We start from the raw sequence: 12736 nt of genomic DNA, 5'->3' as shown, positions 1-12736 counted from the left end.
TGGTCGGCTGGCCGAGCCCGACGCGGACGGTGCCGCCGGCGGCACCGTCCGCGTCGGGCTCGGGAGAAACCGAGGCCTTGCGAAGCGGCGAAGCCGGTCAGGCCGATCAGCGCTGCATATTTCAGGAGATCGCGGCGTTTCAGGTAGCCTTTGGCGTATTCATCGACGGCGACGTTCCAGATGTCGCCGGAGAGATTGCGAAGGGCGTCGATTTCGTTGCGCTTGGTCATTTTTGCCTCTGTGAAAATTGGGGTTTGAAATGAAGTGGCGAGGGGGCCGGATCAGACCGGCTGGCCGTCGAGATGGATGCGGTCGACCGCTTGCGGATAGAAGGCGATCAGCCCCTTGATCTTCGGCATCTCGGCGATCGGATCGCGATAGCTCCAGGCGATGTCCTCGCGCAGCGAACCGTCCTTGAGCACGCCCGACCAGTAGGACGCGATGCCCTTGTAGGGACATCGGGTCCTCGTCAACGAGGCCCTTAGCCGGTCGAGCCGGACATCTTCCGGCGGCAGGTAGAAGCGTGTCGGCAGATGCGTTTCGAACAGCAGCACGGGACGGCGGCTGTCGGCGATCAGCTCACCGTCGAACCAGACCTCGACATGGCTAGAACTCTGCAGCACGTCGATGCGCGCATAGGGATCGCGGGCATGGACGAAGACCTCTTCATCCTCCTCGAACCACTGGTCGACCAAGTTCCAGGTGAAGGCGACGCGGCCGGCGAGCGGCGCAAGGTTCTCGTCTGGCGGCGCCGTGAACGACCAGGCGGCGTCGGCGGCGCGCCGGTCGCCGGCTTCGATATCCCAGTATTTGGTCTCGCCGCCCACGGCATGCTGCTGACCCTGCTTCGACGGTTTCAGCACCGACTGGTCGACAGCCGCCAGCGGGAAGAAATAGATCGGCAAAAAATGGTTGGAGCGCAGCACCAGCACGTTGCGGCTGTCGGCGATGACGCGGCCGCCGAACTTGACGCGGATGCGCTTGGGGCTGTGCAGGACATTGATCAGCTTTGGCGCGGTTGCTTCGCGCGGCTGCAGTTTGGGTTGGGCGGTCATGACGGCTCTCCTCAGGACACGGCGCGCTGGTTGGCGCGCTGCTCGGCGAAGCGGTTGGCTGGGCGGGCGAGGCCGAAGCGGTCACGCAGCGTTCCGGGCGCGTATTCGGTCGGAAAGACGCCACGACGCTGCAGCTCGGGCACGACCTGCTCGGCGAAATTGATCCAGTCTTCCGGCAGCAGCGGGAACATCAGGTTGAAGCCGTCGGCGGCGCCCGCCTCGAACCAATCCTGAAGCTGGTCGGCGATCTGCTTCGGCGTCCCCGCAACGGTCGGCACCGAGCCGCTGTTCGCCAGCTTGCGGGCGATCTCGCGCAGGGTCAGGTTCTGGGTCGCCCACTGCCTGACGCGGTTGAGCGAGGTGCGCCCGCCATTGAAGGTGCTTTCATCCGGAAGCTGCGGCAGCGGACCGTCCGGCGGATAGGCCGAGAGATCGATGCCGCTCCAGCTCGACAGGAGGTCGATGCCGACGCGATCCGGCAGCAGTGTCTGCAGATAATCCTGCCTGTCGCGCGCCTCGGCCTCGGACGCGGCAACGATCGGCAAGATGCCGGGAAGGATCTTGAAGCTTTCCGGGCGCCTGCCGTGACGGGCGAGGCGCTCGTTGATGTCCTCGCGGTACCGAATGCCGTCTTCCCTGGTGCTGTAGATGGCGAAATGGGCATCGGCGTGGGCGGTGGCGAAGTTCTTGCCGTCTTCCGAGGAACCGGCCTGGACGATCAGCGGATGGCCCTGTGGCGGTCGCGAGACGTTGAGCGGACCGCGCACCTTGAAATGCGCGCCGCGATGGTCGAGCACATGAACCTTGTCCGGATCGGCGAAATAGCCGGTTTCCTTGTCGAACAGCAGGGCTTCATCCTCCCAGCTGTCCCACAGCCCCTTGACGATATCGAGGAATTCGGCCGCGCGCTGGTAGCGGAAGGCATGCTCGATATTGCCGTCGCGGCCAAAATTGCGCGCCTCCTCGTCCATGGCCGAGGTGACGACGTTCCACGACGCCCTGCCCCCGCTGATATGGTCGAGCGAGGCGAACAGGCGGGCCACATTGTAGGGCTCGCTGTAGGAGCTCGAGGCGGTGGTGATGAGGCCTATGTGCTTGGTCACGCCGGCCAGCGCCGAAAGCAGCGTCAGCGGCTCGAGGCGGGCATTGGCGTAATGCGCGACGCCGCTCTTCACCGAGTCCCAGATCGATACGTGGTCGGCGACGAAGATCGTGTCGATCCTGGCGCGCTCGGCGACCTGGACGAGCTCTCGATAGTAGTCGAAGCCAAGCACTTCCCGGCCGGGCGCGCGCGGGTGCCGCCACGACATGCGGTGATCGCCCTGGGGGTTGAAGAAGAACGCGCTCAGGATCAGTTGATTTCGCGCCATGCCGGCCTCCTTGCAGCTTCGCGAGAGAGCCGGCGTTGCATCGGCAGCGCCGTTGAAATCTCTCGACTAGGTGAAAGGCTAGATTGCGCTTGTCGTTAATTCGAGTAATTTTATAGAGATAATGTACTAAATGAGCGGAAGCGATTGCCCTTGATTAGGGCACCGGCAGAAAGCGATTTCGAGGTCTCAATGTCCCCTTCGGTGCTGAACGTGGAGAAACTTTCCATCGCCTATGGCGGGAAAAGAGGATGGCAATCCGCCGTCAATGGCGTTTCGCTCTCCATAGGCCAGGGCGAAGCGTTGGGGTTGGTCGGCGAATCCGGCTCGGGCAAAAGCTCGGTGGCTTTGGCCATATTGCGCTATCTGCCGGGCAATGCCCGGCTGGCGGCCTCGGCGCTGGAGTTCCAGGGTCGGGAAATACGCGGCCTCTCCGGCGAGGAGCTGCGCGGCCTGAGAGGCGATCGTATCGCGGCGGTCTACCAGCATCCAGGGGCCGCGCTCAGCCCGGCCATGACGATCGGCCGGCAGATCGGCGAGACAATCATGCGCCATCGTCCGGTCCGCCATGAGGAGGCGCGTTGGCGCTCGGCCGAGTTGCTCCGGCGTGTGCGGGTCGCCAATCCCGAGCGGGTGCTCGACCTCTACCCGCATGAGCTTTCCGGCGGCATGCAGCAGCGCGCCAACATCGCGATTGCCATCGCGCTCGACCCGGCACTGCTGGTATTGGACGAACCGACGACAGCGCTCGACGCCAGCGTGCAGTCCGAAGTGATCGCGATCCTCGACGATCTGCGCCGCGACCACAAGACCAGCATCCTTTTGATCAGCCATGACATCAACCTGATCCGCCGCTCCTGCGACCGCGTCGCGGTGATGCAGTCGGGAACCGTGGTCGAGAGCGGCGGCGCCGAGAAGGTTTTCGAGAATCCCGCCCATGCCTATACCAAGGCGCTGATCGCCTCGATCCCGGCGCTCAATTTCACCAAGCGCGACGGCCGGCTGGCCGAGATCGGCGCGGCAGGCCACATCCAGGCGGCCGCTCGCCAAACCGGCCCGGATCCGGAACGCCGGACCGCGATTGCCTGCAAGAGCGTCAGTCATTCGTTCGGTTCGCAGCCCGTGCTGCACAATGTCGAGCTCCGCATCGGACAAGGCGAGACCTTCGGCCTGATCGGTGAATCCGGCTCGGGCAAGTCGACGCTGGCAAGGATCGTCACCGGCCTGCAGACACCCAGCCAAGGATCGGTCGAGCTGTTCGGCAAGACCGTCGCGCCGCGCGCCGAGAGACGGGCGCCGAGCGAACGGCGCGACGTGCAGATGGTTTTCCAGTCGCCCGACCGAACGCTCAATCCGCGCCATCGGATCGGGCGGATCATCAGCCGGCCACTGCGGCGGCTTGCCGGCCTTGGCTGGGGCGATGCGAAGAACCGCGTCGCCCAGCTGCTGCGTTCCGTCAGGCTGACCGACACGACCGTGGAACAGAAGCCGCGCTCGCTCTCCGGCGGCCAGCGGCAGAGGGCGGCCATCGCGCGCGCCTTCGCCGGCGCGCCGAAAGTGGTGGTGCTGGACGAGCCGACCTCGGCGCTCGACGTCTCGGTGCAGGCGACGGTGCTCAACCTGCTCAACGACCTGCAGCGCGACAGGGACACGACCTATCTGTTCATCAGCCACGACCTCAGGGTCGTGCGCTACATGGCCGACCGGATAGGCGTGCTCTATCGCGGTCGGCTGATCGAGACCGGCTCATCGGAACAGGTTTTTCGCGGACCCAGCCACCCTTATACGAAGCTGCTTTTGGCGGCATCCTCGGACGAGGCTCCGGCAGTTTCGGTCCAAGCGGCCGCAGAGACAGCGCATGGCGGGTGCGCGTTCGCCGATCGTTGTCCTCTTGCCTTGGCCGGTTGCCGGGAAGCGGAGCCGGCTGCCGCCGATGTGGGCGACGGCCATCTGATCGCCTGCTGGCGAACGGATGCACTGCTGGCCAGCTAGCCGATCCGATTTCCACTTTTCGGATCGAAGAGATGCAGCGCCGCCGGATCGGCGGCGAGACGGATCGTGTCGCCCGGCCTCACGTCGCTGCGGCCCATAACGAAGACGCAGATCTGCTGATTGGCCAGCCGGACATAGAATTGCGTCGACAGGCCGAGCGGCTCGACCACCTCGACGTCCGCCTTGAGCGCGCCATCGTCGACCAGCTTGATGTGTTCCGGCCGCAGGCCGATGGTGAGGTCATCGCCGTCGCTCAGCGGCAGGCCATCCGGCAGCCGCAATTTCTGGCCGTCGGCGAGCACGGCATCGACCTTGCCGGCCTTGGCGACCTTAGCCGGCAAGAAATTCATGCCGGGCGAGCCGATGAAGCCGGCGACGAAGGTGTTGGCCGGACGGTCGTAAAGCTCGAGCGGGCGGCCGACCTGCTGCACGTAACCATCATGCATGACGACGATGCGGTCGGCCATGGTCATCGCCTCGACCTGATCATGCGTGACATAGACCGACGTGGTCTTGAGCTGCTGATGCAGCGCCTTGATCTCGGCGCGCATATGGACACGCAATTTGGCGTCGAGATTGGAGAGCGGCTCGTCGAACAGAAACACTTTCGGGTCGCGCACGATGGCGCGGCCCATGGCGACTCGCTGGCGCTGGCCGCCGGACAATTGGCGCGGCAGGCGGCCGAGATAGGCGTCGAGGCCGAGCCGCTTGGCGGCCGCGCCCACCCTGCCGTCGATCGTCGTCTTCTCGGCCTTCTTCAGCATCAGGCTGAAGCCCATGTTCGACGAGACATCCATATGCGGATAGAGCGCGTAGGACTGGAACACCATGGCGATGTCGCGGTCCTTCGGCGCGACGTCGTTGACGAGGCGCTCGCCGATATGGATCTCGCCGCCGGTGACCTCTTCGAGCCCAGCGATCATGCGCAAGAGAGTCGACTTGCCGCAACCGGACGGGCCGACCAGCACGACGAATTCGCCGTCGGCGATCTCGAGATCGACGCCGTGCAGGATGCGCACCGCGCCGTAATCCTTCTCGACGTTTTGCAGCGTGACGGAAGCCATCGTTTATCCTTTGACCGCGCCGGCGGTGAGGCCGGTGACGAGATAGCGTTGCAGGAAGGCGAAGAAGACGCAGACCGGGATCAGCGCCAGGATGGAGGCCGCCATCATCTGCCCCCAGTCGACGGCGAACTTGCCGATGAAGGTGAGCAGGCCGACGGCAAAGGTCTTCTGCTCGTCGCTGGAAATCAGCATCAGCGCGAACAGCAATTCGCTCCAGGCGGCGGTGAAGACGAAGCCGAGCGTCGCGCCCATGCCCGGAAGGGTGAGCGGCACGATCACGCGGCGCATCGCCTGGGCGCGGGTGCAGCCGTCGATCATCGCCGCCTCCTCCAGGTCCTTCGGGATGCCGTCGAAGAAGGACTGCATCAGGAAGGTGGCGAAGGCGGTGTTGAAGGCGGTGTAGATGATGATCAGCCCGATCAGGCTGTTGGTCAGGCCGAGATCGCCCATGATGCGGTAGATCGGCGGGATGACCATGACCAGCGGGAAGGTCTGGGTGAGGAGCAACAGGATCGCCAGCGTCGCCTTGCCGCGGAAGGTGAAGCGAGACATGGCATAGCCGGCGAGCGTGGCGATGACGGTGACGAATGCCGCCGTCGACACCGAGACAATGACGCTGTTGAGGAAATAGCGCGGGAAGTCGGAGGCCTCTAGCACGGTGGCGAAGTTCTTCAGCGTCGTCTGCGACGGCCAGAAGGTGATGCCTTCGGAATAGAGCAGGCGCTCGGGCGTCACCGAGATCTTCAGCGTCCAGAAGATCGGGAACAGCGCGAAGATCACGTAGGCCGCGATGGCCGCGTAAAGCCCAATGCCGCCGAAGATGCGCGAGGAAGTGGAGCGACCGGCGATCATCAGACGTGCCTCACCAGCGTGCGGCGGATGGCGATCAGCCCGATGGCGTAGGCGATGAGCAGCACCAGAAGCAGCACGGCGACCGCCGACGCATAGCCTTTGTCGAGCGACTTGAAGGCGCTGACATAGATGTAAACCGGCACCGTGCTGGTCGAGCCGGCAGGCCCGCCCTCGGTCATGACGAAGATCAGGTCGGCGAAAGTGGCGATCCAGATGGTGCGCAGCATGACGGTGATGACGATGGTGGGCGCCAGGAAAGGCAGCGTCACCTTGGTGAAGCGCTGCCACGGCGAGGCGCCGTCGATGGCCGCCGCCTCATGCAGTTCGGACGGGATCGACTTCAGCGCGGCGAGCAGCGTGATGGCGAAGAACGGGATGCCGAACCAGATGTTGGCGACGATCGGTCCCCACATGGCGGTGGCGGGATCGGAGAGCACATTGGTCGGCTCGGCCTTGAGGCCCAGCGCGAACAGCCAGTGCGGCAACGGCCCGATGATCGGGTTGAACAGCCAAGCCCAGGTGAGGCCCGAGAGAAAGGACGGCACCGCCCAAGGCAGGAACACCACCGCCTGCACGACCTTGCGGCCGTAGAAAGGCTTGTCGAGGAGCAGCGCGAGACCCAGACCGAGGAAGAACTGGAAGAACAGGCTGGCGACCGTCCACCACAGCGTGTTGATCAGCGCCTGGCCGAGCACCTGGTCGGAGAGCATCGCCTGGTATTGCGCGAGACCGACATATTGCGACTTGAAGGCCGAGAATTTGCGGAAGGAGTAGCTGATGCCGATAATGAGCGGCACCAGAAGCACCAGGACCAAAAGCACGATAGCCGGCGAAAGATAGAGCCACGGCTCGATCGCGGCCTTGCTCAGCCGCCGCTTTCGCGGCCGGGCGGCGGATCGGATTTCGGACACTGCGTAGGTCATACGGTTTGGCTCTACAGGGTGGTGAGTGGGCGCCGGAGACGGCGACAGCCTCCTTCTCCCCGTTCACGGGGAGTTGAGGAGCGGTCCGCGCAGCGGACGAAAAGCCAATTGCTTGGCTTTTCGAGCGACGAAAGCCGGCAGGCAGATGAGGGGCGGCGCTAACTTCTCAGAACCTGGCGCTGCCCCTCATCCGGGCATTTTTGTGCATGTCGTTATCCCAAAACCGCTCCGCACTTTTGGGCGACATGCACCGCGTGCCACCTTCTCCCCGTGAGCCGGGGAGAAGAAGGTCACTTCTTGTTCTTGGCCAGCCAGTCTTGCTGTTCCTTGGTCAGGAACTTGGCCCATTCGTCGGCCACGTCCTTGGCCGGCTTCTGGCCGAGCAGCACTTCCTGGAAGTTCTTGATGGCCACCTGGTCGACGAAGTTGCCGAGGTTCTCCAGATGGGTCGGCGGCGTCACCATTTCATACTTCGAGCTGTCGCTGAGCTCGGTGAACCAGCCCTTGAACTGCTCGGTCTTGAAATGCGCGTCCTGGTCGGCGCCGTTGTGGATCGGGATGACGCCGACTTCCTTGGCCCATTCCAGATTGTCCTTGGGCGACAGAAGTGTGGCCATCAGCTTCCAGGTTTCGTCCTTGTGCTGGGAATTGGCGAACATCGCCCAGCCGGCATAGCCCAGCGTCGGATAGGACTTGCCGCTCGGGCCGACCGGAAGCGGCGCGACAGCGAAGTCGTCGGCGCTCATCTTGTCGGCGATGCCGAGCAGCGCGTCCGGATCCTGGTTGAGCATGGCGCAGGTGCCGGAATAGAAGCCGGTGACCGTTTCGTTGAAGCCCCAGCTCACGGCGTCCTTCGGCGCCAGGCCGTCCTTGTACATGTCGGCCAGCATCTGCAGGCCCTTGATCGAGCCCGCGTCATTTATGGTCGAGACACCGTCGTCGGTGAAATAACCGCCCTTGCCGTCGGCGATGTTCATGAACATGTGCATGCCGTTGAAGGCGCCCGGACCGCCACGCAGGCAGTAGCCGTATTTGCCGGGAAGCGCCGAGATCTTCTTTGAGAAGGAGACGAACTCGTCGAGGTTTTCCGGCGGCCGGTCGAGGCCGGCTTCCTTGAACAGCTTCTTGTTCCAGAACAGCGCGTTCACATAATAGCCGTAGGGGATCATGAACTGCGTGTTGTTGACGGTCGAGCCGAACTGCTTGGCGCGGTCGCCGAGCGTCTTTGCGTCAGGCCACTTGGCCATGAACGGACCAAGATCCTCGAGCTGGCCGTTGTTGGCGTAGAGGCCCATCCAGCGCTCCGGCATCTCGACCACATCGGGCGTATCGCCGGCCTGCACCATGGTGAGGAACTTCTCGAAGGCCTGGCCCCAGGGCAGCGAGACCACCTCCACCTTGATGCCCGGATTGGCGCTCTCGAATTCGGCGATCTGCTTCTTCAGGAATTCGGTGCGCGGCGGGCTGGTGATGACCTCGACCAGCTTGATGGTGGTGTCGGCCAGCGCACCGCTGGTGGAAATCGCCAGGCCGGCGACGGCGGCAAGCATGAAGGTCAGTCTTTTCATGTTCAGGACTCCCATTTTGAACACTCGTTATTTTTTTGACTTGTCGAAGGCCCGGGCGATGTCGGCCCAGAGGTCTTCGACATTTTCCAATCCGACGTTGAAGCGGATGGTTCGGGGGCTGACGCCGAAGCGCGCCATCGAATTGATGCCCGGCGTCTGCTCGAGCGAGGCTTTTGCCGGCACGACCAGGCTTTCATGGCCGCCCCAGCTGACGCCGATGCGGAAAAGGTTCAGCGCATCGACGAAGGCGGGGATGTCGACATCCTCAGTGACCTCGAAGGAGAACAGCCCTGCATAGCCGGCTAACGTCCTCTTGCCGGGGTGGTTGGAATAGGCTGGGTGGTTGACCCGCTCGACCTTGCCATGCGCCTTCAACCGCTCGGCGATGACAAGCCCGCTCTTCATGTGGTGCGGGAGTCTCAGCGGCAGCGTGCGCAGGCCGCGCAGCAGGAGCCAGCCTTCGAAGGGCGACAGCTTGCCGCCAAGCTGGGAATAGGTCTGCTCATTGATATGCTTGATGTGGGCGGCCGACCCCGCGACCACGCCGGCGACGGTGTCGCTGTGGCCGCTCAGATATTTCGAGGCCGAATGCAGCACAAGGTCGACGCCATGCGAGATCGGCTTCTGGAAGACGGGGGTGGCCCAGGAATTGTCGATCGTGGTGACGATGCCCTGCTCCTTTGCCAGCCGCGTCAGATGCTCCAGGTCCTGCAGCTCGAACATCATCGAGGTCGGGCTTTCGAGATAGAGCAGCTTGGCGCCGGGAAGAGCGGCGGCAACCGCGTCCGGATCGGCGCCGTCGACATAGTCGACCTTGATGTGCAAGCGCGGGAACAGCCGCTCGAACAGCCGGTAGGCGTCGCCATAGCAGTTGCGCACGGCGACCATGCGCTCGCCGGCGCCGACGAAGGCGAGCACCGTGGCGCTGATCGCCGCCATGCCGCTGGAGAAGCCGCGCGCGGCTTCGGCCCCTTCGAGCGCAGCGACCCGCGCCTCGAACTCCATCACCGTCGGATTGTCGCCGCGCGAATAGATCGGCTGCTTTCTCCGACCGGCAAAGGTGTCGGCCATGTCGGCATAACTGGCGAAGGTGAACAGCGAGGTCTGGTAGATCGGCGGCACCACCGCACCGCCGGGGAACGGATCATCATGCGCTAGAAGCGTCGCCGCCTCGCCGAGATAGTCGCTGGCCAGGGAGGCCGGATCGAAAGTGTTGGGCTGCTCGTTCATCTGCGGTCCGAAAGTTTGAGGTTGGCGGCGCCGCGCTTCAGATCGTCCTCGACGGTGGCGATGAGCTTCAGCGCCTCGGCGCGAGCGCCTTCAGGATCATGCGCCGCGATGCGGTCGAAGATGGTGCGGTGATAGGGGAAGCTGGCATGGCCGAAATCGCGCACGCCGAGCGGATGCTCCCAGAAGCGGTGGAACAGCTCGTGCATGGCGCTGATGATCTGCTCGAACAGCGGATTGCCCGAGGCGCGGTAGACGGCCTGGTGGAACTCCCAGTCCTCCTCCGAGGACATGCCGGCGCGGGTGCGGAAGGCATCTTCCATGATGTCGAGCTTGCGCTCGATCTCGGCGATCTCGGCCTTGCCGGCGCGGATGGCGCAAAGGGCCGCCGCCTCGGCCTCCAGCGCGCGGCGGATCTCCAGCGTGCGCATCAGGCCGGCGAAATCGTTGCCGCCCGCCAATGTCAGCGGCATGTGCAGCATGTCGGGCGAGACAGCGGCCTTGAGATAGGTGCCCGAGCCCTGCCGCCGTTCGACGAGGCCGAGGCCTTCCCAGCGCGTCAGCGCCTCGCGCACCGTGTTGCGGCTGACCTTGAGGCGTTCGGCCAGGATGCGCTCGGTCGGCAGCTTCTCACCCGGGCCCAGAGCCTCCTGCCGCACGAAGCCCGCCAAGGCCTTCAGCACCGCGTCGTCGCGGGCCGTGGTCTGGATGGGGGGCAGGAAATCGGTCACGCAGGTTGAGCCTGAAGTGGTTCAATGGTCCAACCAATTTCTGCACAAGCGGAAAGATGAGTCAACAGTCGAAATGGTAACGACCGAACGGCGGAGGGACCCGCCATCCGGCCTGTCGTTCAGGCGCCGATGCGTGCCGGCTTGGCTGCACGCTCCTGGCGCCAGCGCGCGAACATTTCCTCGCGAACCCGCCGCGAACCCGAAAGCCGCTCCTTGGCTTCCGCCAGGACGACCGGTGAGGCCTCGGCCGGCGTGCCGGAGCGGAAGGGCGGCGCCGGCGCATATTCGAGCGAGAGCTGCACGATTTCGGCTTCCGCTTGACCGAGCAGCCTTGCGACCAGCGCCAGGCCGAAATCGATCCCCGAGGTGACGCCGCCGGCGGTGATCAGCTTTCCGTCCTCGACGATGCGCGCATCGACCGGGATCGCACCGAATTCTTCCAGGAAATCATGCGCATACCAGTGCGTGGTCGCCCGCTTGCCTTTGAGCAATCCGGCCGCGCCAAGCACCAAGGCGCCGCTGCACACCGAGGTGATGTAGCGCGCCTGCGCCGCGCGCTCCCAGACGAAATCGAGAACCGCCTTGTCCTCCAGCAGCGCGTTGACGCCACCACCGCCCGGGATGCACAGCACGTCGAGCGGCAGGCAATCGTCGAAGGTCGCCGTCGGTGTGAGAGAAAGACGCGTCGACGACATCACCGGATCGCGATCCTTCCAGATCAGTTCCACCTCGGCGCCCTTGACCGTTGCCATGACCTCATAAGGCCCGGTGAGGTCGAGCTGCTGGACGTTGGGGAAGACGAGAATGCCGAAACGAAGGGACATGGGGAATCTCCGCGAGTTGACTTCTGGCAATGTAAGGCATCATGCTTTGGCGCGATTGCCATTGATCCCTCGTTTCAGGCCAAAGCCATGCGCCGCATCGAAATCCTCGCCTATCCCGACATCCAGCTCCTCGATGTCAGCGGACCGCTGCAGGTTTTCGCCAGCGCCAACGACTTCAGGGCGCAGGCCGGCGGAGCGCCCGCCTATGAGGTCGTCGTCGTCGCCGCTTCGCCGCGGATCAGGACATCGTCCGGCCTGGTGCTGGAGGCAGCGGCGCTGCCGGCGCATGGGACCGAGATCGACACGGTGATCGTGCCCGGCGGCTGGGGCGTCAACGCGGCATGCGAGGAGGCTGAACTGGTGGATTGGATCATCGGCCGTTCGCGCGATGCGACGCGGACCGCCTCCGTCTGCAGCGGCGCCATGCTGCTGGCCGAGGCCGGTCTGCTCGACGGCCGGCGCGCGGTGACCCATTGGGGACGCTGCGCGGAGTTCGCCAAGCGCTTTCCCGCGGTTCGGCTCGACCCCGACCCGATCTTCGTTCGCGACGGCAATGTCTGGACCTCCGCCGGCGTGACGGCGGGTATCGACCTGGCGCTGTCCTTCGTCGAGGCCGACCTCGGCCGGCGCACGGCGCTGGCGGTGGCGCGCGAGCTGGTCGTCTTCCTGAAACGTCCCGGCGGCCAGGCGCAGTTCAGCGAGACCCTCAAGCTGCAGCAAGGCGACGGGCGCTTCGACAGGCTGCATGGCTGGATCCTGGACAATCTCAGTGCCGACCTTTCGCTGGAGCAACTGGCCGAGCACGCCAATATGAGCCGGCGCAGTCTCTCGCGGCATTATCAGGAGGCGACGGGGCGGACACCCGCCCGCGCCGTCGAGGAGATCCGGATCGAGGCGGCGCGGCGGATGCTGGAGCGGGGGCAGACCGTCAGCCAGACAGCGCGGCGCTGCGGCTTCGGCTCGGAAGAAACGATGCGGCGCGGCTTTCTACGTGTGCTGGGCACCAACCCGCGCGACTATCGCGAGCGCTTCTGATCGATTGCCGCGTGCGCCGAAGCGATCCGCAACGGATCGATCCCGATATCGGCCGTCGTCAGCCCTTGATGCCGGTCGCGGCGATGCCGCGCACGAAG

Annotated in this window: 12 protein-coding genes; 3 read left to right on the top strand and 9 right to left on the bottom strand. The window is 64.6% G+C overall.

The genetic code is table 11. From position 1 onward, the window contains the following. The coding region (locus tag EOD07_RS37555) for a hypothetical protein (RefSeq protein ID WP_206519428.1) at positions 1–263 on the top strand (263 nt) is incomplete at its 5' end. An 18-nt stretch (positions 264–281) separates the two neighbouring features. On the opposite strand, the gene EOD07_RS06740 is transcribed toward EOD07_RS37555, so the two are convergent. After that, positions 282–1055, bottom strand: a complete 774-nt coding sequence (locus tag EOD07_RS06740) for a DUF427 domain-containing protein (protein WP_127234477.1) — start codon at positions 1053–1055, stop codon at positions 282–284. An 11-nt stretch (positions 1056–1066) separates the two neighbouring features. Further along, positions 1067–2425: an LLM class flavin-dependent oxidoreductase gene (locus tag EOD07_RS06735; protein WP_127234475.1), complete on the bottom strand. Its 1359-nt coding sequence runs from the start codon at positions 2423–2425 to the stop codon at positions 1067–1069. Positions 2426–2614: 189 nt separating this feature from the next. Here EOD07_RS06735 and EOD07_RS06730 point away from each other — a divergent pair, with 189 nt between their 5' ends. Continuing rightward, on the top strand, positions 2615–4414 hold the full coding sequence (locus tag EOD07_RS06730; protein WP_127234473.1) for an ABC transporter ATP-binding protein: 1800 nt from the start codon (positions 2615–2617) through the stop codon (positions 4412–4414). On the opposite strand, the gene ugpC is transcribed toward EOD07_RS06730, so the two are convergent. From ugpC to EOD07_RS06695, 7 genes are all read right to left on the bottom strand, one after another. Continuing rightward, a complete protein-coding gene (ugpC, locus tag EOD07_RS06725) occupies positions 4411–5478 on the bottom strand; it encodes a sn-glycerol-3-phosphate ABC transporter ATP-binding protein UgpC (RefSeq protein ID WP_127234469.1) in 1068 nt (355 codons plus the stop codon). The two genes, EOD07_RS06730 and ugpC, sit on opposite strands and share 4 nt — an antisense overlap. A gap of 3 nt (positions 5479–5481) precedes the next feature. Continuing rightward, positions 5482–6330, bottom strand: coding sequence for a carbohydrate ABC transporter permease (locus EOD07_RS06720; protein ID WP_127234467.1), 849 nt, complete (start codon positions 6328–6330; stop codon positions 5482–5484). Further along, positions 6330–7253, bottom strand: a complete 924-nt coding sequence (locus EOD07_RS06715) for a sugar ABC transporter permease (protein ID WP_040988773.1) — start codon at positions 7251–7253, stop codon at positions 6330–6332. The genes EOD07_RS06720 and EOD07_RS06715 overlap by 1 nt, the downstream gene beginning before the upstream one ends. A gap of 290 nt (positions 7254–7543) precedes the next feature. Next, on the bottom strand, positions 7544–8821 hold the full coding sequence (locus EOD07_RS06710; protein ID WP_127234465.1) for a sugar ABC transporter substrate-binding protein: 1278 nt from the start codon (positions 8819–8821) through the stop codon (positions 7544–7546). A gap of 27 nt (positions 8822–8848) precedes the next feature. Then, positions 8849–10051: a PLP-dependent transferase gene (locus tag EOD07_RS06705; protein ID WP_127234463.1), complete on the bottom strand. Its 1203-nt coding sequence runs from the start codon at positions 10049–10051 to the stop codon at positions 8849–8851. Further along, entirely contained in the window at positions 10048–10779 is a 732-nt protein-coding gene (locus EOD07_RS06700; protein ID WP_127234460.1) for a FadR/GntR family transcriptional regulator, read from the bottom strand. The genes EOD07_RS06705 and EOD07_RS06700 overlap by 4 nt, the downstream gene beginning before the upstream one ends. Before the next feature lie 119 nt (positions 10780–10898). After that, on the bottom strand, positions 10899–11603 hold the full coding sequence (locus tag EOD07_RS06695; RefSeq protein ID WP_127234457.1) for a DJ-1/PfpI family protein: 705 nt from the start codon (positions 11601–11603) through the stop codon (positions 10899–10901). Positions 11604–11690: 87 nt separating this feature from the next. Between EOD07_RS06695 and EOD07_RS06690 the strand changes: the two genes are divergently transcribed. Further along, entirely contained in the window at positions 11691–12638 is a 948-nt protein-coding gene (locus EOD07_RS06690; RefSeq protein WP_127234456.1) for a GlxA family transcriptional regulator, read from the top strand. Positions 12639–12736 lie beyond the last annotated feature (98 nt).

This window comes from Mesorhizobium sp. M2C.T.Ca.TU.002.02.1.1 (genome assembly GCF_003997225.1).
This window is presented reverse-complemented; position numbering and strand designations above follow the sequence as displayed.